General features: G+C 55.3%; 26 protein-coding genes and 1 tRNA gene. 22 read left to right on the top strand and 5 right to left on the bottom strand.

Annotated features, from left to right (window positions below):
- Nucleotides 1-104 precede the first annotated feature (104 nt).
- A complete protein-coding gene (locus AP059_RS10700) occupies nt 105-1,052 on the top strand; it encodes a Nudix family hydrolase (protein ID WP_059763158.1) in 948 nt (315 codons plus the stop codon).
- 178 nt (nt 1,053-1,230) lie between these two features.
- On the opposite strand, the gene AP059_RS10695 is transcribed toward AP059_RS10700, so the two are convergent.
- The 3 genes from AP059_RS10695 to AP059_RS10685 are packed head-to-tail and all read right to left on the bottom strand — an operon-like array spanning nt 1,231 to nt 4,840.
- Nucleotides 1,231-1,812, bottom strand: coding sequence for a cob(I)yrinic acid a,c-diamide adenosyltransferase (locus tag AP059_RS10695; RefSeq protein WP_059763157.1), 582 nt, complete (start codon nt 1,810-1,812; stop codon nt 1,231-1,233).
- A 2-nt stretch (nt 1,813-1,814) separates the two neighbouring features.
- Nucleotides 1,815-3,839: a sensor histidine kinase gene (locus tag AP059_RS10690; RefSeq protein ID WP_059763156.1), complete on the bottom strand. Its 2,025-nt coding sequence runs from the start codon at nt 3,837-3,839 to the stop codon at nt 1,815-1,817.
- Nucleotides 3,840-3,886: 47 nt separating this feature from the next.
- Nucleotides 3,887-4,840 (bottom strand): putative 2-dehydropantoate 2-reductase, encoded by a 954-nt coding sequence (locus tag AP059_RS10685; RefSeq protein ID WP_082706785.1) that lies wholly within the window; start codon nt 4,838-4,840, stop codon nt 3,887-3,889.
- Nucleotides 4,841-4,955: 115 nt separating this feature from the next.
- On the opposite strand from AP059_RS10685, the gene AP059_RS10680 reads away from it, so the two are divergent.
- Entirely contained in the window at nt 4,956-5,441 is a 486-nt protein-coding gene (locus tag AP059_RS10680; RefSeq protein ID WP_019410225.1) for a YajQ family cyclic di-GMP-binding protein, read from the top strand.
- 142 nt (nt 5,442-5,583) lie between these two features.
- A complete protein-coding gene (locus AP059_RS10675) occupies nt 5,584-6,423 on the top strand; it encodes a mechanosensitive ion channel family protein (protein WP_048363559.1) in 840 nt (279 codons plus the stop codon).
- Between the two features lie 247 nt (nt 6,424-6,670).
- Here AP059_RS10675 and AP059_RS10670 read toward each other — a convergent pair whose 3' ends face one another.
- A complete protein-coding gene (locus AP059_RS10670) occupies nt 6,671-7,948 on the bottom strand; it encodes an OprD family porin (protein ID WP_059763154.1) in 1,278 nt (425 codons plus the stop codon).
- A 746-nt stretch (nt 7,949-8,694) separates the two neighbouring features.
- Here AP059_RS10670 and AP059_RS10665 point away from each other — a divergent pair.
- Together AP059_RS10665 and AP059_RS10660 are read left to right on the top strand one after the other, a co-directional pair.
- Entirely contained in the window at nt 8,695-9,126 is a 432-nt protein-coding gene (locus AP059_RS10665; protein WP_059763153.1) for an HIT family protein, read from the top strand.
- Nucleotides 9,123-9,329, top strand: a complete 207-nt coding sequence (locus AP059_RS10660; protein ID WP_059763152.1) for a SlyX family protein — start codon at nt 9,123-9,125, stop codon at nt 9,327-9,329. The genes AP059_RS10665 and AP059_RS10660 overlap by 4 nt, the downstream gene beginning before the upstream one ends.
- Before the next feature lie 70 nt (nt 9,330-9,399).
- On the opposite strand, the gene AP059_RS22850 is transcribed toward AP059_RS10660, so the two are convergent.
- Nucleotides 9,400-10,002, bottom strand: a complete 603-nt coding sequence (locus AP059_RS22850; RefSeq protein ID WP_048363563.1) for a cold-shock protein — start codon at nt 10,000-10,002, stop codon at nt 9,400-9,402.
- Nucleotides 10,003-10,782: 780 nt separating this feature from the next.
- Between AP059_RS22850 and AP059_RS10650 the strand changes: the two genes are divergently transcribed.
- The 17 genes from AP059_RS10650 (at nt 10,783) to AP059_RS10570 (ending at nt 23,923) form a co-directional block, all read left to right on the top strand.
- The gene (locus AP059_RS10650) at nt 10,783-11,145 is read left to right on the top strand and encodes a ribbon-helix-helix domain-containing protein (RefSeq protein ID WP_059763151.1); all 363 of its coding nucleotides are present in this window, start codon (nt 10,783-10,785) and stop codon (nt 11,143-11,145) included.
- Between the two features lie 178 nt (nt 11,146-11,323).
- Nucleotides 11,324-11,545: an FmdB family zinc ribbon protein gene (locus tag AP059_RS21990; protein ID WP_003441220.1), complete on the top strand. Its 222-nt coding sequence runs from the start codon at nt 11,324-11,326 to the stop codon at nt 11,543-11,545.
- A gap of 108 nt (nt 11,546-11,653) precedes the next feature.
- A complete protein-coding gene (aspS, locus tag AP059_RS10640; protein WP_048363566.1) occupies nt 11,654-13,429 on the top strand; it encodes an aspartate--tRNA ligase in 1,776 nt (591 codons plus the stop codon).
- Between the two features lie 122 nt (nt 13,430-13,551).
- On the top strand, nt 13,552-14,298 hold the full coding sequence (locus AP059_RS10635; protein ID WP_059763150.1) for a YebC/PmpR family DNA-binding transcriptional regulator: 747 nt from the start codon (nt 13,552-13,554) through the stop codon (nt 14,296-14,298).
- 127 nt (nt 14,299-14,425) lie between these two features.
- Nucleotides 14,426-14,950 (top strand): crossover junction endodeoxyribonuclease RuvC, encoded by a 525-nt coding sequence (ruvC, locus tag AP059_RS10630; RefSeq protein ID WP_048363568.1) that lies wholly within the window; start codon nt 14,426-14,428, stop codon nt 14,948-14,950.
- A 109-nt stretch (nt 14,951-15,059) separates the two neighbouring features.
- Nucleotides 15,060-15,668, top strand: a complete 609-nt coding sequence (ruvA, locus tag AP059_RS10625) for a Holliday junction branch migration protein RuvA (RefSeq protein ID WP_019823258.1) — start codon at nt 15,060-15,062, stop codon at nt 15,666-15,668.
- Entirely contained in the window at nt 15,669-16,727 is a 1,059-nt protein-coding gene (gene ruvB / locus AP059_RS10620) for a Holliday junction branch migration DNA helicase RuvB (protein WP_048399792.1), read from the top strand. It begins immediately after the preceding gene.
- A gap of 137 nt (nt 16,728-16,864) precedes the next feature.
- The gene (ybgC, locus tag AP059_RS10615) at nt 16,865-17,332 is read left to right on the top strand and encodes a tol-pal system-associated acyl-CoA thioesterase (protein ID WP_048399790.1); all 468 of its coding nucleotides are present in this window, start codon (nt 16,865-16,867) and stop codon (nt 17,330-17,332) included.
- Nucleotides 17,322-18,017 carry a protein TolQ gene (gene tolQ / locus AP059_RS10610; protein WP_048363571.1) on the top strand — a complete coding sequence of 232 codons (696 nt, stop codon included), beginning with the start codon at nt 17,322-17,324 and terminating at the stop codon, nt 18,015-18,017. Before ybgC ends, tolQ begins: the two co-directional genes overlap by 11 nt.
- Before the next feature lie 23 nt (nt 18,018-18,040).
- The gene (tolR, locus tag AP059_RS10605; RefSeq protein WP_162207799.1) at nt 18,041-18,493 is read left to right on the top strand and encodes a protein TolR; all 453 of its coding nucleotides are present in this window, start codon (nt 18,041-18,043) and stop codon (nt 18,491-18,493) included.
- Nucleotides 18,493-19,587, top strand: coding sequence for a cell envelope integrity protein TolA (gene tolA / locus AP059_RS10600; RefSeq protein ID WP_048363572.1), 1,095 nt, complete (start codon nt 18,493-18,495; stop codon nt 19,585-19,587). Before tolR ends, tolA begins: the two co-directional genes overlap by 1 nt.
- Before the next feature lie 47 nt (nt 19,588-19,634).
- Nucleotides 19,635-20,885 carry a Tol-Pal system beta propeller repeat protein TolB gene (gene tolB, locus AP059_RS10595; RefSeq protein ID WP_238938449.1) on the top strand — a complete coding sequence of 417 codons (1,251 nt, stop codon included), beginning with the start codon at nt 19,635-19,637 and terminating at the stop codon, nt 20,883-20,885.
- 55 nt (nt 20,886-20,940) lie between these two features.
- Nucleotides 20,941-21,441, top strand: a complete 501-nt coding sequence (gene pal / locus AP059_RS10590) for a peptidoglycan-associated lipoprotein Pal (protein WP_003441254.1) — start codon at nt 20,941-20,943, stop codon at nt 21,439-21,441.
- Between the two features lie 6 nt (nt 21,442-21,447).
- Nucleotides 21,448-22,269 (top strand): tol-pal system protein YbgF, encoded by an 822-nt coding sequence (gene ybgF / locus AP059_RS10585; protein WP_048363574.1) that lies wholly within the window; start codon nt 21,448-21,450, stop codon nt 22,267-22,269.
- A 162-nt stretch (nt 22,270-22,431) separates the two neighbouring features.
- Entirely contained in the window at nt 22,432-23,079 is a 648-nt protein-coding gene (queE, locus tag AP059_RS10580) for a 7-carboxy-7-deazaguanine synthase QueE (protein WP_059763149.1), read from the top strand.
- 1 nt (nt 23,080) lies between these two features.
- Nucleotides 23,081-23,773, top strand: coding sequence for a 7-cyano-7-deazaguanine synthase QueC (queC, locus tag AP059_RS10575; protein WP_048363701.1), 693 nt, complete (start codon nt 23,081-23,083; stop codon nt 23,771-23,773).
- A 74-nt stretch (nt 23,774-23,847) separates the two neighbouring features.
- Nucleotides 23,848-23,923: transfer RNA gene (locus AP059_RS10570), tRNA-Lys, on the top strand.
- Nucleotides 23,924-24,069: the final 146 nt, after the last annotated feature.

Here is a 24,069-nt window from a genome sequence, read left to right as displayed (position 1 = left end):
GCATGACTGACAGGCAGGGTTGGCAGGTCGGCGCAAGATACAGCGGTTGAGCGGTGACCTGCGCTCAAGGCATGGCAATAGGCCGGATCAAAGGAAGTACAAGTGTGAAAAGAGTTCATGTGGCTGCGGCCGTTATCCGAGGCGCTGACGGCAGAATTTTGATCGCTCGTCGTGCTGATACCCAGCATCAAGGCGGTCTGTGGGAGTTTCCCGGCGGCAAAGTTGAAGCGGGCGAGACCGTCAGCGCCGCATTGAGCCGTGAGCTTAAAGAGGAGCTGGGGATTGGCGTCACGGCTGCTCGTCCGCTGATCAAGGTTCAGCATGACTACCCTGACAAGCAGGTGCTGCTGGATGTGTGGGAGGTTTCTTCATTCACGGGCGAACCTCATGGTGCAGAAGGTCAGCCTCTGGCGTGGGTCAATCCACGCGATTTGATGAATTATCAATTCCCCCAGGCCAATCAGGCCATTGTGGCGGCCGCACGCTTACCGGACCAATACCTCATCACCCCGGACGGTTTGGAAACACCGGAGTTGTTGCGCGGTTTGCAGAAGGCCATTGCAGGTGGCATCAAGCTGGTCTCGTTGCGCGCGCCCAATGGCTATGACCCCAAATACCGCGACCTTGCAGTAGATGCTACGGGGCTGTGTGCGGGCAAAGCGCAACTGATGCTCAAAGGGCCTTTGGAGTGGTTGGGCGACTTTCCTTCTGCCGGTTGGCATTTGACGGCGGCGCAATTACGAAAATACGCGCCTAAAGGTCGGCCGCTGGCGAAAGACCGCTGGTTGGCAGCCTCGTGCCATAACGCTGAAGAGTTGGCGCTGGCAGAACAGATGGGCGTGGATTTTGTGACGTTGTCACCGGTGTTGCCTACCCAGACGCATCCCGATACTGCGCCGTTGGGCTGGGAGCAAGCGCAGCAATTGATCGAAGGTTTCAGCAAGCCTGTATTTGTGCTGGGCGGGCTTGGGCTTGCCGACCGTCAGCAGGCATGGGAAATCGGCGCACAAGGTATCGCGGGGATTCGTGCGCTTTGGCCACAAACGGCCTGAGATGCGCTGTTGCCGCTGACGAGTAATACGCGTCAGCGGGGCATCGCGGTTGCACGCCCTTGACGGCGGTGCCTCACAAGCTCCGCAGTCATCGGGATTGCGAGCGCTTCGCCATCGGGCCTCACCTGCGGCAACGGCTACGCCAACCTCGGCACTTTCGGTGTGGCGCGAGGTTGCTTCACGCTTGGGGCTTGGGAGCGGCCTGCCACAGAATCTCCGCAATGCCCTGGCGCTTGGCAATCAAGCGGGCGGCCACAAACAGCAGGTCTGATAACCGATTGATGTAAGCCAGCCCCGGACCTGTCAGGGGTTCCAGTGCATTGAGCTGCTGGCAGCGGCGTTCAGCGCTGCGGGCCAGGCTGCGGCAAACGTGTGCTTGGGCAATCAGCATCGAGCCGCCGGGCAGTATGAAGTTTTCCAGGGGACCCAGTTCCTCGTTCCAGCGATCAATTGCGGTTTCCAGGCGCATCACTTCAGCGTTGTCGAGCGCCTGATAAGCCGGCATCGCCAGTTCGCCCCCCAGATCGAACAATCGATGCTGGCAAGGTTCAAGCACTTCAGACACCTCAAGTAAACCTGCGTATTGGGTGGTGTGTTCGTGGAGTCCGGCCAGCAACACGCCCAGCTGGCTGTTGAGCGAATCGACTTCGCCGATGGCCTCTATGCGAGGGTGATCCTTGGGCACGCGTCGGCCATCGCCCAGACCCGTTTCGCCCTTGTCACCCGTGCGGGTGTAAATCTTGGATAAGCGAAAGCCCATGTCTACAGTTCCACCTTGGTTGATTCATGTGCGGGCATCAGCGGCAAGCGCAGGGTAAAGCAGGTGCCTTGACCCAGTGTTGAATGCACTTCCATTTGCCCTTTGTGGTTGTTGGTAATAATGAAGTACGACACGCAAAGCCCCAGTCCGGTCCCTTGCCCGACTTCTTTGGTGGTGAAAAAGGGTTCAAAGATACGTTTGCGTACGTGCTCAGGCATGCCTGCGCCATTGTCTTCGACCTGTATTTCTGCCCACGGCGGGTTCAGTTTTGTGCGCAGCGTGATGCGCCCTGGTTCGCTGGGGTCTTCGCGCAGATGAATGGCCTGTGCCGCGTTTTTAAGCAAGTTCAATAACACTTGCTCAAGCTCGTTGGGAATGCCGGGCACGGGATCAAGCTGGAGGTCGAACTGACGAATGATGGCCTGCCCTTTGAAATCAAAGCCCAGCGCCAGATCGAAGTCATTACTGGCAATGTCCAGGGCCTGTTCAATCAGGGCTGGCAAGTCACAGGGGCTCATTTGTCGATTGCTGCGACGGCTAAAACTCAGCATGTGGGTGACAATTTTGGCCGCGCGGGTGCCCGCCTGCTGGATACCGTCCAGTAGCTTGGGGATGTCGCGTGCGTGTAAATATTGGTTAATGGACGCCAGATCTACGCCTGCTGCGGTTGCCTGTTCAATGTTCTTGGGCAGTTCATTCGACAAGCGCCTGCGGATGTTCTGCACGTTATGCAAGATGGCCCCCAAGGGGTTGTTGATCTCGTGGGCCATGCCTGCGGCTAACCCACCGACAGAGAGCATCTTTTCGGACTGCACCATCATGTCCTCCAGCGAAAGGCGCTGTGTGATGTCATCGATCCGGATCACCGCGCCGCGTCCGCCATCGCCCATTAATGGGTAAAAAGTCAGTGCGTAGTGTTTGGGTTCATCGTCTTGAAGCCAGGTGACCCGCTCAATTTTTACCACGCGATGTTGCTCGATGGTGTCCTTGATCTGCCTCAGGTACGGCTTGAGGGGCGCAAACGCTTGATAAACAGGCTGGTTCAGGGCTTCGTCCAGCCGTGTACCCGAAAGCGCGCTGGCTTCCTGGTTCCACTGGTTGACGTAAAGTTGCTCATCCAGTGCAATCAGAGCCGAAGGCATGGAGTCGATGATGTTGTTGAGGTAGAGCTGGAAGCCGGTCAGTTTTTTCTCGATTTTGCTGCGTACCTGCACCTCGAGTTCCAGCTTGCGATTGGTGTGGCGGGTTTCCTGTGCCAGTGCTTGCGCCTGGTCGTAGGCGGCCTGAGATTGATCCCGGGCGCGTTTGAGCTCCTGCTCGCGCGCTTCAATACGCGACAGCATGGTATTAAACGCTTGCGCCAGGCTGCCGATTTCGTCGTGATTACCCGGCGTTGCCCGCAATGCGTAGTTCTCTTCGCGAGTCACCTGACGCGACAGTACTTCAAGTTGATGAATGGGCTGGGTAATCAGGCGTTTGATCTGGCGCGCGATCACGAGCCACAGCAAAACGCTGAACACCAAAATGCCAAGGCTGGCCGTGAGCGTGCCGGTGTAGAAGGCCATGGGCAGCTCACTGCTGGCCACCAGCAGCAAGTGCCCGGGGGGCTGATCACCTCGGGGTAGTGGCGTAACGTGATGGCTGCGCAGCTCTGTCAGGCTCCAGGCGTCGATCTGCGCGAAGTGCTCGGGCAAGGGCAAATGTTCGCCATGCTGCAATTGCGCCAGTAAATTGCCAGCGCTGTCATAAATTGCCCCGGCACGCAGCGGGGCGTAGCTGCCAATGGTTTTGAGCAGTGCCTTGGCGCTTTGTGCAGAGTCCAGAGCCTGCGCCATCAGGTCAGGATTAGAGGCCAGGCTGCCCAGTGTTTGCAGCGCTTGGGGAGCGGTGCTTTCGTGGGAAATCCAGTAAGCCACACTGACAAAGGTCAGGTTGGCGACCACTAGCACGGTCGCCAACAGTACAAGCAGGGCGGCCAGCAACTTCTGGCCCACCGGAAGGTTTTCAAGGCGCTGGCGTAAAGGCATGACGTGGCCGTATGAGGGGCAGATAAGCGGGCAGGTTAGCGCGTAGCTCAGTTGCAGGGCAATCCACGGTGCAGCAAGTGTGCGCACAAGCGCTGGTGCAGGTGTTGCAGGTGCGGCACAGCAAGCTGAAGACTGATCGCGGCATGGTTTGCATAACCGGTTAAGTAGCTGATTTCGGTACGTCTGCCTTGAGCGACGTCTTGATGCATGGAGGCGTAATTGTGTGCGGTCGCGTCAATGATGCGATGAACTTCGTCGTTCAAATTGAACGCAGCCTCGGGCTGGGCGCAGCTTTCAAGCAGGGTGCTCAGCTCGGTGCACAAGGCATCCACTTCAAGGCGGTGAGCCTTTAGGCCGCCATTGCGGCAATTGTGCAGAACGGTCAGCGGATTGATGGCGCAATTGATTGCGAGCTTGCGCCACAGGCGACTCAGGATATTTTGGCTCCACTCGTGACTGATGCCGCTGCGTTGCAGTTCTTCAAGCCATGCCGGTGCGGCGCCAGGTTGGGGATCGCCCAGCCAGTTATGACCGTGCCCGGCAAATACCACGCGCCAGTCACCCTCGCGGAACGCGCCTTCTGTGCTGGAGGCAAAGATACAGCGCGCATGCGGCACCCGAGTGGCAATGGCCTGCTGGCTGCCAAGCCCGTTCTGCAGCAGGATGATTTCGGCGTCGGGTGTCAGTCGGTGGGCAACCTGAGCCACCGCGGTTTCGGCGTCATAGGCTTTGCAGGCCACCAGCAAGCGTGCAATCGGCTCGTCGGCTTCGGGTGTTTGTGCCGCAATGGGCAATAAGATGCAATTTTCGCCTTCGACCAGCGTCAAGCCTTGTGCGGCTTCATAGGCTTGCAGACGGGCTTGATTGCGCAGGATCAGGCGCACTGCAAAACCGGCGCGGGACAAGCGTGCGGCCCACAATGCGCCCATGCTACCTGCACCCAATATGTGCCAGGGGATTGGCGTATGAAGGGAGGTGTGGGTAGGGGTTTGCGTGGGCATGTGTGCTCGCCAGTCAATCAAGTTAAAGAATCGCTATAATGCCCGCGCATTCTAACTGTCAGGCCAGGCGCGCTCCATCTGTGTTGTGCGCGCCCTTTATTTTGGAGATAAACACATGCCGTCGTTCGACGTGGTATCCGAACTGGACAAGCACGAAGTCACCAACGCAGTCGAAAACGCTGTGAAGGAGCTGGACCGCCGTTACGACCTCAAAGGCAAAGGCTCCTTTGAGTTCAAGGAAAAAGACCTGACCGTCAACATGACCGCTGAGGCGGACTTCCAGCTGGAAGCCATGATTGAGATCCTGAAGTTGGCGCTGGTCAAGCGCAAAATCGATGCGCAGTGCCTTGAGATCAAAGATGCCTATGCCTCGGGCAAGTTGATGAAGCAGGAAGTGGTGCTCAAAGAAGGCATCGACAAAGAGCTGGCGAAGAAAATCGTTGCTCACGTCAAAGACGCTAAGCTCAAAGTGCAGGCTGCCATTCAAGGTGAGCAAGTACGCATCACCGGCAAGAAGCGTGACGACCTGCAAGAAGCGATTGCAGCCTTGCGCGCCAAGACGTTTGACTTGCCATTGCAGTTCAACAACTTCCGCGATTGATCAATGATCATTGGCCGTGGGGGAACCTATGGCGATCATTGACGTCCGAGTGTCCCGGGCACTGCACAAGCGATTGAGCGTTGCCGTTCAATCGTTTAGCTGAATACATAACGTCGCCGGGTATCGGTACGAGGAGAAGTAAATGGATTTGAACGCTGAAGTCGATCAGTTGATCAAGGCCTCGCAAGCCTGGATCCCGATGATCATGGAGTACGGAAGCCGTGTGCTGTTGGCGCTGATTACGCTGGCGGTGGGCTGGTGGTTGATCAACCGTTTGACCGCCAAGCTGGGTAATTTGCTGGCCTTGCGCAAGGCTGATCTGGCCCTGCAAGGCTTTATCAGCAGCCTGGCCAACATCATCCTCAAGGTCCTGCTGGTGGTCAGCGTGGCCTCCATGATTGGCATTCAAACCACATCGTTCGTTGCGGCGATCGGTGCGGCGGGCCTGGCGATCGGTTTGGCACTGCAAGGCAGCCTGGCAAACTTTGCCGGCGGGGTGCTGATCCTGTTGTTCCGTCCATTCAAGATCGGTGACTGGATTGAGGCGCAAGGTATCAGCGGTACCGTTGACAGCATCCAGATCTTCCACACGGTGCTGCGTACCGGTGATAACAAAACAGTCATTGTGCCGAACGGTAATCTGTCCAACGGCATCATCACCAACTACAACCGTCAACCGACGCGCAAGGTGGTGTTTGATGTCGGCGTGGATTACGAGGCCGATCTGCAAAAGGTGCGTGAAGTGTTGCTGGCCCTGGCGGATGACCCGCGCGTACTGAAAGACCCCGCGCCGGTGGTGGTTGTGACCACGCTGGGGGACAGTGCGATCACTATGTCGTTGCGAGCATGGGTCGATACACCTAATTACTGGGATGTATTGTTCATGTTCAATGAGCAGTCGCGTGATCGGCTGAAGGCTGCAAATATTGATATTCCTTTCCCGCAGCGTGTCATCCGAGTGGTGCAAGAGCGGGCAGAGTAACAAGTTGCAGCGAGTACACAGCGAATGCCTGATGTAGATCATCTGGGATAAGCAGCAATTAAGGGGGCGAAAGCCTCCTTAATTGTTTCTGGCGTGTGTGGATAGGTGTTGATAGCCGATGCATTGCATCTAATAAGTTAGTTAGCTTGCTATATAGATAACTTTTGACCGTGCAAAAAAACATGCCCTTATGCAAGGGCATGGTTTTTTCTGAATCGTATCTGCAATAAAGGCTTTAGGGCGCTTATTACAGAATGTTCAGCGGGTATTCAACGATGACGCGAACGTCGTTGGTGTCTACGCCGTAGTTGCTGGTGGTGCGGTAGATCGCGCTACGCAGGCGGAAAGACAAGTCTTTGGCCGGGCCTTCTTGCATCACGTATTTGCTTTCGAAGTTGAACTCGTGCTCTTTGCCTTCGCCGTCGGTGGTGGAGATGTTGTCACCGGTGACGTAGCGCGTCATGAAGCTCAGACCAGGCACGCCGTAGGAGGCCATGTTCAGGTCGTAGCGCGCCTGCCAGGAGCGTTCGTCTTTGCCGTTGAAGTCGGAGTACTGCACGGAGTTGGCGAGGAAAATAGTGCCACCGCCGTCTACGCCATAGTAGTAACCGCTGTCACCGGTGGAGCGCTGGTGAGCCAGGGTGAACTTGTGAGCGCCGAGGCTGTAAGCCGCTGCCAAACTCCAGATTTTGTTGTCGACGTCACCCGCCAGTTCCTTGCCTTGGCTGGAGGTCCGGTAGCCGTTGAAGTCGAAGTTCAGGGCTTGGGATTCAGCGATTGGCAGGGTGTAGTTCAGGTTGACGTATTGCTTCTTGAAGTAGTCGTCAACGTCGGACGCTGCCACGCCACCGACCAAATTGTCAGTGAACTGGTAGGTCGCCCCCGCAATGTTTGCAGAAGGCAGGTGCAGGCTGTCGTGGAACATGCCGGTTTGCGAGCTGATGCCGGTAAAGCGACCTGCGGTCAGCTCAAGACCTTTGATTTCTTTGCTGGTGATCAATGTGCCGGTGGCCACTTCAGGCAGCAGACGGCTGTCGTCGGTAGAGAAAACCGGGCTGGCCACGAACTGGTTGCCGTATTTCAGTACGGTGTCGGACAGGCGGAATTTTACCGCGCCACCGATTTTCGATTGAGTGTCTTCCGGAGAGCCATCGCTTTTGGTTGCGAACAGGCCGTTACCTTGACGACCCGCGCCGCCGTCCAGACGCACGGTACCCATGGCAAATGCATCAACGCCCACCCCAATGGTGCCTTGGGTGAAGCCGGATTCGTAGTTAAGCAGTTCGCTCAGGCCCCAGTCTTCGCGATAGCCGCTTTTGTAAGGATGGCCGCCCGCTTCACCGTTTTTGCTGATGTTGCCAGCGCCATTACGGTAATCACGGTTCATGTACAGCATGCGAGTTTTAGAAGTCAGTGTGCTGTCTTCAATAAAGCCCTTGGCGTCATCTTGGGACGAGGCCATTGCGAACTGTGTAGTACCGGCTGAAACAGCCAGTGCGATCATGCTCCACTTCATCACGCGCATCGTGATTTGCTCCTTTGGTTTTAGGAAGAGTACTGCCGTCCCACCTGAATTTTTATCTGGGCGGCTCTTTCTTTTTGTGTCGGCGCAAACTTATATCACGCCGACCTTATTGGCGATACTTACCCTCAAAAGCTTTCAGCTTCTTTACAGGCACGTCGCAAAACAGATTTTTGATGACGTAAATGTGCAGTAGCCATACGGGTTTGAACGGGCTGTTGAAACTACTAGCAGGGCTAAACACATGGCGCGATGTTGTGTGTCCACGGTTTAACAACTCCAATTTCCTGCGGCTGAGCTATTGTTATTTAGCGTAGGGCCTTACGTCCGTTGGTAGGCTCTTGCGACTATGTACGAGCTTTATGCAACAAGCATGCTCAAAGCGGCGTTGTCATGAAAAATAATTGATTTGTGCCTTGGTCTGCCTCTAAAGCCCGATAAAGCGAGGGCGATGCTTGTATGGGGTTCATCTTTGCGGACGCCTGGCTCCCCGCGTGCCAGCGTTGAAGTGTTCCGGCCAGCCTAAAGCGTTACCGGTTAACACCTGTTTGGGTACGCGGTGACGTTTGGCTGCACTAAAAGCATTCGTGTTGTTCACTTTTGGTGCAGCAGTGTCTGAACGCTGTTTGGATCGGGTGTGATGCGAGCTTCAATCAAGGGTATCCTGCGCCTTTGCCGTCTGGCGCTTGATGAGTCTCATCGGTGTGAGTCGAGCTACAAAAACCACCCGTCGAACAGGAGACCGTTCAGTGTTCGCTTTGGATTCACGGCTTAAACAGGACACCTGGCTGATAGGGGATTTCCCTTTGTGCAGCCTGCTGCTGTCCAATGACTCAAATTACCCCTGGTTTATTCTGGTGCCGCGGCGCGAGGGTATAAGTGAATTGTTTCAATTGGATGACGGTGATCAGCAGCTTATGTGGCGTGAAACCAGCGCCTTGGCGCGGGTGCTGAAGGAGGTGCTGGGTGCCGATAAAATGAACGTTGCCACGTTAGGTAATGTGGTCAGCCAGCTGCATATGCATGTCATTGCGCGCTTTACCGCTGACGTGGCATGGCCAGGCCCTGTGTGGGGCAAATGTCCTGCCAGGCCTTACACCGCAGATGAAGTGGTCAGGCTGTGTAAGCAGCTAAAACCTGTTTTGGGCGATAACTTCACTTTTTCGGAGGTTGTGGCGTGACATTAGAAGCGCGAGTTATGGACCTTGAAAGTCGTTTGGCTTTTCAGGATGACACCATTCAGGCACTGAATGATGTGTTGGTCGCACAGCAAAACGCAGTGGATCGTTTGCAGATGCAAATCGCTGCCTTGCTCAAGCGCCAGGAAGAAATGGGCGGTCAGTTTGAGTCCTTTGAAGATGAAGCGCCGCCGCCACATTATTAATACGTTCCACCAGCGAAAAAAAACCGCGATCAGCCTGGGCTGGTCGCGGTTTTTTTTGGGGGGTATGAAATCAGCGGCGTGGCAATGCTGCGATAACGTCTTCTGCCTGCAAGCCTTTGTCACGGTTCATGACCGAGAACTCGACACGTTGGCCTTCGACCAGAACGCGATGACCTTCACCGCGAATGGCACGAAAGTGCACGAAAATATCATCACCCGAGTCGCGTGAGATAAAGCCGAACCCTTTTGAGGTGTTAAACCACTTCACCGTTCCAGTGTCGCGGTTAGTCATGTCGTAATTTTGCGTGGCTTGCGAGGGGGATGACTTGTAGAAACTCACAGCCAGATGAAGCGCAACGGCTAGCACGGCCGGTGCAAGGCTAAGCAGAACGGCAGGCTGGTCGCCGATTGGCAACAGCAAGCCAAACAAGGTCAATGTCTGCAAAACAACAGACAGTACCAAGAGGGCGCTGACCAGGTTTTGCAGGTGATGGCGCGCACCTTTATTCCAGAACGGAATGACGGGAGCGAGTGTCAGGTTGAGCAGGCCGAGAAAGGCCAGATAGAGGGCATCAGCGTGTTGGAGGTACGGAACGGCGTCGGGCTGTAGGCTGGGTATAAAGGACAGCAGCAAGGCCGCTGTTCCCGTCACCAAGTGGACGATTTTCAACATTTCAATTAACTCACATTAAGACGGATCACAAGGAAGAGCGGATTGAGTACGGTTCGCTTCTGAAAAAAAAGGGAGGCGTTGGGCACGTACAGTCATCAGCCTATGCACCACCACCAAGGGCAGGTGAGGGCGACACGCCGCCTATTTAACAGTAAAGCTTGGCGGTTCTCAAATTAAGCCTCCTGAGCGGTAAATAAGGGCGCTTCCGTAGGGCTAGTAGTCTCTGTCTGTTTTCTGTGTGGGCATCATCCTGATGATATATAGCTCAATTCCAGTTTTTGGTCAGCGTTGGGAGGGGCTGGGTGTTGCTTGTTTCTATATTTGTATGGGTGCCTTGTGTTGAGAAAGTTGTGTATATTTTTTGGTTGAATTAAGTGCGGGGTCTTTTAGTTTGTGGCGCTGGATTAGGTTTTATTAATGATCGTGTTGAGTGCGGCTGATCAGTTGATAGTTAAAAGAGGGTGGGTTCTGTGCTGAATGAGCACGCTGCCCCGAGTCTTTTTTCGTTAACTTGTCTGGGGAGCGGGACGCTGGATCTTGTGGTGCGAGGGGGCTGTGTCTTTGACGATGATGCGCGCGTGCAGCGCTCAATGCCGGCCCACCTTTAAATCGCCGCTCTTGAGGGGGCGGGGCGCTCGAATTCATCGCTCCTATCGAGATGGCTCCTACGTGTTTGAGGGGGAGATCCGCTGGATAAGAAGTTTTACATATTGTTTTATGTGAGTGCGTTACAACAAATATCAATCAACTTAAATGGTGTTGCAATGGAGTGCTCTAATTATGGGGCGATTAATTCGGCATGAAGGTGTGGGTAGCAGGTTGGTGCAAAGAGTCAAGATCGATCCGGCTATTCTTGAGTTTGAAATGTCATTGGCTCGGCCGTTATCCCGGTCGGTGAGGTTAAATGGTTTTGCCACCTGTTTAAGACTTGAAGAAATCTATTGGGAGGTGCTCGCTGATATTGCGCGTATCAATGATTGTTCAATCAATGCCTTGTTGTCCTATGTCGACAGGGAGGTGCATTTGCGGCATGGGGGGGTGAAGAATTTCAGTGGCTTGATCCGGGTTGTGTGCGTTATGCATTTGTCCGGTGCGGCACGAGGAGTGGCGGGGACGTCTCAAAAGCAGTTCTTTTGGGGGTGAGCGGCAGGTTGTGAAAGGCAGTGCTTGCGCGCAGCGGCTTGTAATCGATCGATATTTATGATGCCTTTAGTTCGTTCTGGTCATTCGTGCGGCTGCAAAGGCTCGATTTAACAGATATAATCTCGCGCTTTGTGGCCCTCTGTAGGGGTTGCCGCTAACGGATTGTCGAGATACGCCAATGCCCATGTACGATTATCAATGCGCTTCCTGTGGTCATCAGTTGGAAGCCATTCAAAAAATCAGTGATTCACCACTGGTTGATTGTCCTGCCTGTCAGGCGCCTGAGTTGAAGAAGATGCTGTCCATGCCAGGCTTTCGCTTGAGCGGAACCGGATGGTACGAAACAGACTTCAAGACAGGCTCGAAAAAGAATCTGGCAGGCGGCGACAAATCCGACTGAGATTGAGCGAAAGCAGTCTGAATATGAGCGGGCTCTTGCACTTTATCAGCACCGACGGTGCGCAAGACCTCCACCGAATTTCGAATTACGAGAAGTGAAACCACTACCATGATGCGCAGCCATTATTGCGGCCAACTGAACGAAAGCCTGGAAGGCCAGGAAATTACCCTTTGCGGATGGGTTCACCGTCGCCGTGACCACGGTGGGGTGATTTTCCTCGATATCCGTGATCGTGACGGTCTGGCCCAAGTGGTTTTCGATCCGGACCGCGCTGAGTCCTTCGCTGCCGCCGACCGCGTGCGCAGTGAGTACGTCGTCAAGATTACCGGCAAGGTGCGCTTGCGTCCGGCGGGTGCAGGCAACACCAACATGGCGTCGGGCATGATCGAAGTGCTGGGCTATGAGCTGGAAGTACTGAACGAAGCTGAAACCCCGCCGTTTCCGCTCAATGAATTCTCGGATGTAGGCGAAGAAACGCGTTTGCGTTATCGCTTCATCGATCTGCGCCGTCCTGAAATGCTCGAAAAGCTGCGTCTGCGTTCGCGCATGACCACCAGTATTCGCCGTTACCTGGATGAAAACGGTTTCCTGGACGTTGAAACGCCGATTCTCACCCGTGCGACCCCTGAAGGTGCTCGTGACTATCTGGTGCCAAGCCGTACCCATGCGGGCAGCTTCTTTGCCCTGCCGCAATCGCCACAGCTGTTCAAGCAACTGCTGATGGTTGCCGGTTTTGACCGTTACTACCAGATCGCCAAATGTTTCCGCGATGAAGACCTGCGTGCTGACCGTCAGCCTGAGTTCACTCAGATCGATATCGAAACCAGCTTCCTTGATGAAAAAGACATCATGGGCCTGACCGAAGGCATGATCCGCAACCTGTTCAAGGAAGTGCTGGATCTGGAGTTCGGCGAGTTCCCGCACATGACTTTCGAAGAAGCCATGCGCCGCTACGGTTCCGACAAACCAGACCTGCGTAACCCGCTGGAACTGGTCGACGTTGCCGACCAGCTCAAAGACGTTGAATTCAAAGTGTTCAGCGGCCCTGCCAATGACCCGAAAAGCCGTGTCGCCGCCCTGCGCGTTCCTGGCGGCGCGAGCATGCCACGCAGCAAGATCGACGACTACACCAAGTTTGTCGGCATCTACGGTGCCCGTGGCCTGGCGTACATCAAGGTCAATGAGCGCGCCAAAGGTGTTGAGGGTCTGCAATCGCCGATCGTGAAAAACATTCCTGAGGCTAACCTCAATGTGATTCTGGACCGCGTAGGTGCAGTCGATGGTGACATCGTCTTCTTCGGCGCCGACAAAGCCAAGATCGTTAGCGAAGCCTTGGGTGCGCTGCGCATCAAGGTCGGTAATGACCTGAACTTGCTGACGTGCGAGTGGGCACCGATGTGGGTCGTTGACTTCCCGATGTTCGAAGAGAACGAAGACGGCAGCTTCAGCGCCTTGCACCACCCGTTCACAGCGCCGAAGTGCTCGCCAGAAGAGCTGGAAGCCAACCCGGCTACCGCTATTTCGCGTGCCTACGACATGGTGCTGAACGGCACTGAGTTGGGTGGCGGCTCGATCCGTATCCACCGTAAAGAAATGCAGCAGGCCGTATTCCGCTTGCTGGGTATCGAAGAGGCAGAGCAAGAAGAGAAATTCGGCTTCCTGCTGGATGCTCTGAAGTACGGAGCACCGCCTCACGGTGGCCTGGCTTTCGGTCTGGATCGCTTGGTGATGCTGATGACAGGCGCTCAATCGATTCGTGAAGTGATTGCGTTCCCGAAAACCCAGAGTGCTGCGTGTGTCATGACCCAAGCCCCTGGCCTGGTCGATGCCAAGGCGCTGCGTGAGCTGCACATTCGTTTGCGTGAACAGCCTAAGGCTGAGTAAAACTGGCCCACAAAGGCGCATCCCCGGATGCGCCTTCGTCGTTGGGGTCGAGCATTTTTATTGCCGGGCTGTGTTCACGGGCAGGGCCGGGCAAGGTTTCACACAAGGATTCGGAGTAGGTTATGGCAGGTCATTCTAAGTGGGCGAACATCAAGCACCGCAAAGAGCGTCAGGATGCCAAAAAAGGCAAGATCTTCACCAAGTGGATTCGTGAGCTGACGGTTGCTGCCCGTCAGGGTGGTGGCGATCCGGGCACCAACCCTCGTCTGCGGCTGGCGCTGGACAAGGCGCTGGGCGCCAACATGAGCCGCGACATCATTGATCGGGCGGTGTCGCGCGGTACAGGCGCAGCTGAAACCGACGACATGGTCGAGCTGACTTACGAAGGCTACGGCCCGGGCGGTGTGGCGGTCATGGTCGAATGCATGACGGACAACCGTAACCGCACGGCCGCAGCTGTGCGTCATGCGTTCAGCAAGTGCGGTGGCAATTTGGGGACCGATGGCTCGGTGGCCTACCTGTTCGAGCGTAAAGGTCAGATTTCCTACGCTGCCGGTATTGACGAAGATGCGTTGATGGAAGCGGCGATGGAGGCAGATGCCGATGATGTCGTAACCAATGAAGACGGTTCCATCGATGTCTTTACCTCGTTTTCCAGCTTTTATGCGGTGCGCAATGCTTTGGAAGCGGCAGGGTTCAAACCGGTCGATGCTGAAATTGTCATGCTACCCACCACCAGTGCCGAGCTTGATCTGGAGGGGGCTGAAAAAGTGCTCAAGCTGATCGATATGCTTGAAGACCTGGATGACGTGCAAAACGTCTATTCCAATGCCGAAATACCCGAAGCGGTGCTGGAACAGCTAGCCTGATACCTGCTGCGACCTTGGAAGCCGGAGGTGCAACGCCGCGATGATCGCAGGCTGTGCACCTCCGGCTTCTGCCTTTAAGCTGTCCGGGTTAATGCCCGAGGGCATCACTTCAAAAGCTGTAGGCGTTATGACTCTTATTCTTGGTATTGATCCTGGCTCGCGAATCACTGGCTATGGCGTGGTGCGAGACACGGGGCGTGGCTGCGTGTACGTGGCTTCGGGGTGTATTCGTACGGGTAACGGCGAAATGCATGAGCGGTTGCAGATCGTGTATCGCGGTGTGCGCGAGGTCATTCAGACGTACGGGCCGGTTACCATGGGCATCGAAAAGGTGTTCATGGGGCGCAACGCTGATTCCGCGCTAAAGCTGGGGCAGGCACGGGGGGCGGCCATTGTTGCAGGTGGTGAAGAAAGCCTGGAAATTGCCGAGTACACCGCCACGCAAATCAAACAGGCGGTCGCGGGCACGGGTGGGGCGAACAAAGAGCAGGTCATGATGATGGTCATGCATTTGCTCAAGCTCACCTCCAAGCCGCAGATTGACGCTTCGGATGCGCTGGCGATTGCGTTGTGCCATGCCCATACCCGCTCAAGCCTGTTGCCCCACGGCTTGGGTGCGGCACGTAGTCGTGGTGGTCGTCTGCGCCTTTGAAATGATGGCTTTTACTTTATTAAGCGTGCGGGTGATCGCTCCCGCAGTTACTCCTCGCTGCTGTCTTGTGAGCCAGGCGTTGTTCTGGCCAGAGAAAAGGATCTAAAACGTGATTGGACGCTTGCGTGGCACTCTGGCTGAAAAACAGCCGCCCCATCTGATTCTGGATGTCAACGGCTTGGGTTATGAGTTGGAAGTGCCAATGACCACGCTGTACCGCTTGCCATCCATTGGTGAGCCGCTGACCCTGCACACGCATTTAGTGGTTCGCGAAGATGCACAGTTGCTCTATGGTTTCATTGGTAAGCGAGAGCGTGACTTCTTTCGCGAGCTGATCCGGCTCAATGGCGTTGGCCCCAAGCTGGCCTTGGCCTTGATGTCCAGCCTGGAAGTCGATGAGCTGGTGCGCTGCGTTCAGGCGCAGGACACCTCAGCGCTGACCAAGGTGCCGGGCGTCGGCAAAAAAACAGCTGAGCGCTTGTTGGTCGAACTCAAAGATCGATTCAAGGCGTGGGAGCAAGTGCCGAGCATGTTTGCCCTGGTGCCTAATCAGCCGGATGCACCTGTGCAAGTTGCCAGTGCTGAAAGCGACGCGGTCAGTGCTTTGATTTCTTTGGGGTACAAGCCTCAGGAAGCGAGCAAGGCCGTGTCAGCGATCAAGGACAAGACCTTGAGCAGTGAAGACATGATTCGCCGTGCCCTTAAGGGAATGATTTAAGTGATTGAAGCTGACCGTTTGATAACCGCCTCCAGCGGGCGCGACCGCGAAGAGGTCCAGGACCGGGCGATTCGTCCATTGAGCCTGGCTGACTACATTGGTCAGCCGACGGTGCGTGAGCAAATGGAGCTGTTTATTCAGGCCGCGCGCGGGCGTTCTGAGTCACTGGATCACACCTTGATTTTCGGCCCGCCCGGGTTGGGTAAAACCACGCTGGCTAACATCATTGCTCAGGAAATGGGTGTCTCGATCAAAAGCACCTCCGGCCCTGTGCTGGAGCGTCCGGGCGATTTGGCGGCTTTGCTGACCAACCTTGAGCCGCATGACGTACTGTTTATTGATGAAATCCATCGACTTTCACCCATCGTCGAAGAAGTGCTGTACCCGGCAATGGAGGACTTCCAGCTCGATATCATGATTGGCGAAGGGCCCGCTGCGCGTTCGATCAAGCTGGATTTACCGCCGTTTACGCTGGTTGGGGCGACGACCCGCGCTGGCATGCTGACCAATCCTCTGCGTGACCGCTTCGGCATTGTGCAGCGTCTGGAGTTTTACAGTACCGATGACCTAGCGACGATTGTCAGTCGCTCTGCCGGTATTTTCGGTTTGCCGCTTGACCCTGAGGGGGCATATGAGATTGCCCGGCGTGCGCGCGGTACGCCGCGAATCGCCAACCGTTTGTTGCGTCGTGTTCGCGACTTTGCTGAAGTGCGGGCCAAAGGGCATATCACCAAGCCTGTGGCTGACCTGGCGTTAAACCTGCTGGATGTGGATGAGCATGGCTTCGATCATCAGGACAGACGTTTGTTGCTGACCATGATCGAGAAATTCGATGGTGGGCCGGTGGGGATCGACAGCTTGGCGGCGGCGATCAGCGAGGAGCGCCATACCATTGAAGATGTGCTTGAACCGTATCTGATTCAGCAGGGCTACATCATGCGTACGCCGCGCGGTCGCGTCGTGACCCGGCATGCGTATTTGCACTTCGGTCTGAACATTCCATCGCGCTTGGGTGAGATGCCGACCGAGGACGTATTTTTGAATGCAGTGGACGATTAATTAGCCATCACGGGTCGATTTTTTTGTCGTTTTTGATGTCTCAAAGGCTGGCGCTGAAAATCTTGGGTCTTAAAGTCTAAGAAGAGTGAAAAACAGTGGTTTGGCGGATTGGCAACCTGAGGAGTAAGCACTAGAGTATGCGCGCGCAAAACAGGCTGGAGCCGTTCGCACATCGCTGTCGCGTTTATTACGAAGACACCGATGCGGGTGGCGTCGTGTATTACGTCAATTACCTTAAGTTTATGGAGCGGGCTCGAACCGAAAGGCTGCGGGAACTGGGCTTTGCCCAATCTGCGCTGGCGGGTGAGAACCTGTTGTTCGTCGTGCATTCCAGCGAGGCGCGTTACTACGCACCGGCGCGACTGGACGACGAATTGTTGGTAAGTGCGCACGTAATGGAACTCAACCGTGCCAGCCTGCGTTTCAAGCAGCAGGTCTGGCGGGCTGCGGACTCAACGCTACTCTGTGAAGGGCAGTTTTTGGTCGCCTGCGTGCGCGCCGATAGTTTTAAACCCCGGGCCATTCCCGAAGCTTTACGTACGGCCTTTGCCGACGTGAGCGGCGCGGGTAAACATTTAGAGCAGGAGATAAAGCGTGGAAGCTAACGTCGTCGACCATTCCTCCATGTGGAGCTTGGTCAGCAATGCCAGCATTGTTGTGCAGTTGGTAATGTTGACCCTGCTGGCCGCATCGGTGACCTCTTGGGTCATGATTTTTCAGCGCAGCACGATGCTGCGCGCAGGTCGGCGTGCTCTTGAAAGCTTTGAAGAGCGCTTCTGGTCGGGTATCGACTTGTCAAAACTGTACCGTCAGGCCGGCAGCAACCCTGACCCGGACTCCGGCGTTGAGCAGATCTTTCGTGCCGGTTTCAAAGAGTTTTCTCGCCTGCGCCAACAGCCGGGCGTTGACCCCGAAGCGGTCATGGAAGGTGTTGCGCGTGCCATGCGCGTGGCGATCTCCCGTGAAGAAGAGAAGCTGGAACAAAGCTTGCCGTTTCTGGCCACTGTCGGTTCGGTAAGCCCGTACATCGGTCTGTTTGGTACGGTTTGGGGCATCATGAACTCTTTCCGTGGACTGGCCACGGCTCAGCAAGCGACGCTGGCCACCGTAGCGCCCGGCATTGCCGAAGCGTTGATTGCAACGGCCATTGGTTTGTTCGCGGCCATTCCGGCAGTTATTGCCTACAACCGTTTTGCTGCGCGTAGCGAAACCCTGATCGGTCGCTACTACACCTTCGCCGATGAATTCCAGGCGATCCTGCACCGTAAAGTGCACACCAGCGAAGAATAAGCAGGTAATTCCCAATGGCTTTAATCGCTCGAGCTCGCAAAAAGCGCAAGCCGGTCGCCGAGATGAACGTTGTGCCATACATCGACGTGATGCTGGTACTGCTGGTCATTTTCATGGTGACTGCGCCCATGCTTAACCAGGGTGTGAAAGTGGATTTGCCCAAGGTCTCCAGCGAGGCCTTGCCGCAAGACAACAACACTCAGGTTTTGACTATTTCGATCAAGGCTGACAAGACCTATTTCTGGAACCTTGGCAGCGAAGTTGATACCGAAAAGCAGATGGACAAGGCCATGACCTTGCCGCAGATGACGGATGCGGTGACTAAAATCATCCGCGCCGGTAACGAAGGCGGAAAGCATACTCAAGTCTTCATTCGGGGTGACAAGACCGTGGACTATGGCGCGGTGATGGGTGCCATGGGCGGCTTGCAGAAAGCCGGGGTCGGTAACGTTGGCTTGATAACCGAGGCTCCCTGATGCGCGAACAGCGGGAGCCGTCCGCCTCTGAAAACTTTTTTTGGCCTACAGTGTGGGCGGTGGCACTGCACGTCCTGATTTTTGGCATGCTCTTCGCCAGTTTTGCCATGACACCGGAGTTGCCACCGTCCAAGCCGATTGTTCAAGCGACCTTGTATCAACTGAAGTCCAAGAGTCAGGCAACCACCCAGACCAATCAAAAGATTGCGGGTGAGGCCAAGAAATCTGCCGCGCGTCAGACCGAAGCTGAGCAGATGGAGCAGAAAAAGGTTGAGCAAGAGGCGGTAAAAGCGGCGGAACAAAAGAAAGAAGAGGCTGCCGAAAAAGCAGCTGAGGCCAAGAAGGCGGACGAAGCCAAGGCGAGTGAAGCCAAAAAGGCTGATGAAGCTAAAAAGGCCGATGAAGCCAAAAAAGCTGACGATGCTAAAAAGGCCACCGACGCTAAAAAGGCTGAAGAGAAAAAACTGGCTGATATAGCCAAGAAGAAATCTGAGGAAGAGGCCAAAAAAGCCGCTGAAGAAGAGGCGAAGAAAAAGGCCGCCGAAGACGCCAAGAAAAAGATTGTCGAAGATGCGAAGAAGAAAGCGGCTGAAGATGCCAAGAAAAAGGCCGTAGCAGACGAGGCGAAAAAGAAAGCCGCCGAAGATGCGAAGAAAAAGGCGTCAGCTGATGCTGCCAAGAAAAAGGCAGTAGAAGCCGCGCGTAAATCGACCGAAGAGAAAAAGGCGCAAGCCTTGGCAGATTTGCTTTCCGACACGCCGCAACGTCAACAAGCCTTGGCAGAGGAGCAGGGCGATGAGGTCGCCGGTAGTTTTGATGACCTGATTCGTGCCCGGGCAGCAGAGGGTTGGGCGCGCCCACCATCGGCTCGCAAGAACATGACAGTGGTTCTGCAAATCGGCATGTTGCCAGATGGCACGGTAACGTCAGTGACGGTTGCCAAATCCAGTGGTGACGGGCCTTTCGACAGCTCTGCTGTGGCGGCGGTCAAGAACATTGGCCGTTTAACGGAGATGCAGGGTTTGAAACCCAGCGAATTTAATCCTTATCGATCATTCAAGATGACATTCACACCTGAGGATCTAGCCTTGTGATTAACTTTTTTCGAGGACTGCTAGTCGTCGTCTGCTGCTTTGCAGGGATGGCGATGGCTGAAGAGAAGAACATTCTGGTCACCAGTGGTAGCGACCGGGCAACCCCGATTGCGGTGGTTCCGTTTGGTTGGCAGGGCGGGGCTGTTCTGCCGGATGACATGGCTGAAATTATCGGCAACGACCTGCGCAACTCGGGTTATTACGCGCCGATTCCAAAGCAGAACATGATCAGCTTGCCCGCCCAGGCCAGCGAAGTCATTTTCCGTGACTGGAAAGCGCTGGGTGCCCAGTACGTTATGGTCGGTAACATTGTCCCGGCGGGCGGGCGCCTGCAGGTGCAATATGCCTTGTTCAACGTGGCTACCGAGCAGCCAGTGTTGACGGGCAGCGTTTCGGGCACCGCCGAACAGTTGCGTGACATGGCGCACTACATCTCCGATCAGTCGTTTGAAAAACTGACTGGTATTAAAGGTGCATTCTCGACGCGTCTGCTTTATGTGACCGCTGAGCGTGCCAGTGCCACCAATACCCGTTACACCTTGCAGCGCTCCGACTACGACGGCGCTCGCGCGGTGACGTTGTTGCAATCGCGTGAACCTATCCTGTCGCCACGTTTTGCGCCGGACGGCAAGCGTATTGCTTATGTATCGTTCGAACAGAAACGCCCGCGTATCTTTATGCAGAACATTGATACCGGTCGTCGTGAGCAAATTACCAACTTTGAAGGCTTGAATGGTGCGCCTGCATGGTCGCCGGACGGTTCGAAGCTGGCGTTTGTGTTGTCCAAAGATGGCAACGCTGAAATCTACGTGATGGACCTGGCTTCCCGCCAACTGACGCGTGTGACTAACAGCCCTGCTATCGATACCGAACCGTTCTGGGGTAAGGATGGGTCTACCATCTACTTCACCTCTGACCGTGGCGGTAAACCGCAAATCTACAAAACCACAGTCGGTAGCGGTAATGCAGAGCGTGTGACATTTATCGGGAACTACAACGCCAGTCCGAAGCTTTCGGCTGATGAAAAGACCCTGGTAATGATTCATCGTCAGGACGGATTCACTAATTTCCGAGTTGCAGCGCAAGATTTGCAGCGCGGAAGTGTAAAAATCCTTACAGATACCAACCTTGATGAGTCAGCTACTGTTGCACCCAACGGCACCATGGTAATCTACGCCACCCGCCAGCAGGGCCGGGGAGTCTTGATGCTCGTGTCCATTAACGGACGCGTAAGGCTCCCTCTTCCTACCGCTCAAGGCGAAGTCAGAGAACCTTCCTGGTCCCCTTACCTGAACTGACGTGGTGATAGCTTTACGTTGCACTTAACACTTGGGGTTCATTAGGAGTTTTACGATGGAAATGCTGAAGTTTGGTAAATTTGCTGCGCTGGCACTGGCCATGGCTGTAGCTGTAGGTTGCTCGTCCAAAGGCGGCGACAATGCCGGTGAAGGCGCTGCTGTTGATCCAAACGCTGGTTACGGCGCAAACACAGGCGCTGTTGATGGCTCCCTGAGTGAAGAAGCTGCTCTGCGCGCGATCACTGTTTTCTACTTCGAATACGACAGTTCGGACCTGAAACCAGAAGCAATGCGCGCTCTGGACGTTCACGCAAAAGACCTGAAAGCTAACGGCGCTCGCGTTGTTCTGGAAGGTAACACTGACGCCCGTGGTACTCGTGAGTACAACATGGCTCTGGGCGAGCGTCGTGCGAAAGCCGTTCAACGCTACCTGGTACTGCAAGGTGTTTCCCCAGCACAGCTGGAGCTGGTGTCCTACGGTAAAGAGCGTCCAATCGCTACTGGCAACGACGAACAGTCGTGGGCTCAAAACCGTCGCGTCGAACTGCGTAAGTAATTCGTCATGCGAACGTGCCGCCGCGCTGTAACTATTCTGACTCTCAGCCTCATGCCGCTTGCGGCCTGGGCTGCGGTTCCTGTGGTCGATGACAATTCTGGCTATAACAATAGCGGGGGGAGTTATCCGTCAACGGGTTACGGTGCGAGCGGCGCCTATGCCGGGGGAGGGGTTTCGGCCCCTGTCTCGGCACAGGGCGAGCTGTTCAACCAGTTGCAACAAATGCAGGAACAGATAGCACGCCAGCAAGGTGTGATTGAGGTTCTGCAAAATGATGTATCGCGCATGAAGCAAGAAAGCCTGGAGCGATACCAGGAACTTGATCGGCGTATTGGTGCTGGCATTGCTCCTGCTGCCACGCCTGATAATTCTTCTGCTGGTGGCGCAACCAATGCCGCCGGCAATACCGCAGCGCCTGCACCTCAGGTGGCTGCAAGTACTGAACCTGCTGATCCGGCGAAAGAAAAGCTCTATTACGATGCGGCTTTCGATTTGATCAAGGCCAAGGATTTCGATAAAGCCAGTCAGGCATTTACTGCTTTTCTGCGCAAATACCCAAACAGCCAATACGCGGGCAATGCTCAGTACTGGTTGGGTGAAGTGAACTTGGCCAAGGGCGATTTGCAAGCTGCCGGTCAGGCGTTTGCCAAAGTCAGTCAGTTGTATCCAAAGCATGGCAAAGTGCCGGACTCGTTGTACAAGCTGGCTGATGTAGAGCGCCGCTTGGGGCATACCGACAAAGTCAAAGGCATTTTGCAGCAAGTGGTGGCCCAGTATCCGGGCACATCCGCTGCGCAGTTGGCTCAACGCGATTTGCAGCGTATGTGAGTCCACCAAGCTTTCATCGAGAAACCCGCGCCTGTCGCGGGTTTTTTCGTTAGAATCCACGCCCTTTTATGAAATACGCTCTTCTGAGTCCTGCGCAGGCAGATTCTTTGGAGTGCCTGACGGAGGCGGACAGCCTGTTTAGCTGTTACGCCCGTGGCGGATATGCAAGACACATTAAGAATTACCGAAGTTTTTTACTCGTTACAGGGTGAAACGCGAACGGCTGGCTTGCCCACCGTTTTTGTACGTCTCACTGGCTGCCCTTTGCGATGCGGCTACTGCGACAGCGCTTATGCCTTCAGTGGTGGCACTGTGCGCTCCCTCGACAGCATCCTTGAGCAAGTCGCTGGTTTTCGTGCGCGTTACGTTTGCGTGACCGGTGGTGAGCCGTTGGCTCAACCCAACGCGATTCCACTTCTCAAGCAGCTTTGTGATGCTGGCTACGAGGTCTCTATCGAGACCAGTGGTGCGCTGGACATATCAGCTGTCGATCCGCGTGTCAGCCGCGTCCTCGACTTGAAAACCCCGGACTCTAAAGAGTCCCATCGCAATCTCTATGACAATATCGCCCTGTTGACGCGTAATGATCAGGTCAAATTTGTGATCTGTTCGCGCGACGACTACGACTGGGCGGTCTCCAAGTTGATTGAGTACGGTTTGGAGCGGCGTGCCGGTGAGGTGTTGTTCTCTCCGAGCCACCACGATTTGCCTGCGCGCGATCTGGCTGACTGGATCGTGGCGGATAACTTGCCTGTGCGCTTGCAGATGCAGTTGCACAAATATCTATGGAATGATGAGCCGGGGCGCTGAAATGACTGAACAATCGTTAGCCACTGAAAAAAGAGCGGTAATCCTGCTGTCGGGCGGTCTTGATTCTGCGACCGTCGTAGCGATGGCGCGTGCCGAAGGGTATAGCTGCTACACCATGAGCTTTGATTACGGGCAGCGCCATCGTGCTGAACTGGACGCTGCCGCTCGGGTTGCGCGCGACTTGGGAGCCATTGAGCACAAGGTCATCGGCCTGAGCCTGGACGGCATTGGCGGTTCAGCGCTGACGGACAGCTCTATCGATGTGCCTGAGGCGCCAAGCGAAGGCATTCCGGTGACTTATGTGCCGGCGCGAAACACGGTATTCCTGTCATTGGCGCTGGGCTGGGCAGAAGTGCTGAGCGCACGCGACATCTTCATCGGCGTCAATGCGGTGGATTATTCGGGCTACCCGGATTGCCGACCTGAGTTTGTTGAGGCCTTCGAAGTGATGGCCAACCTGGCGACTAAGGCAGGTGTGGAGGGGCAGGGCTTCAAGATTCAAGCGCCTCTGCAAAATATGAGTAAGGCACAAATCGTACAGGCCGGAGTAAAGCTGGGCGTCGATTACTCGTTGACGGTTTCTTGCTACCAGGCTGATGGTCAGGGGCGTGCATGCGGTAAATGTGACAGCTGCCGCTTGCGCGCAGAAGGCTTTGCAGCGGCCGGAATTAAAGACCCAACCCGCTATTTTTGATTTATTTGGTATTTATTTTTAATCGGGTGTTGAATTCTCGTTAAAAATCAGTATTATACGTCCCACAACGAAGCGGGTCGTTAGCTCAGTTGGTAGAGCAGTTGGCTTTTAACCAATTGGTCGTAGGTTCGAATCCCACACGACCCACCATATCGCTACACCAAAACAGCCGGTCTAATCCTAAGGATTAACCGGCTTTTTTGTGCCCGCGATTTGGCGTGATCGCGGCATGGCGGGTTGTCGCGTGCGTCACGTTTGATACGGGCTGATTCAATTGGGGGGAGATCGGCGGGAGC

The sequence above is a fragment of the Pseudomonas sp. TAA207 genome (assembly GCF_001529285.1).
GTDB classification, from domain to species: Bacteria; Pseudomonadota; Gammaproteobacteria; order Pseudomonadales; family Pseudomonadaceae; genus Aquipseudomonas; species Aquipseudomonas weihenstephanensis.
The sequence above is the reverse complement of the archived record's forward strand: the minus strand, read 5'-3'. Positions and strand labels throughout refer to the sequence as shown.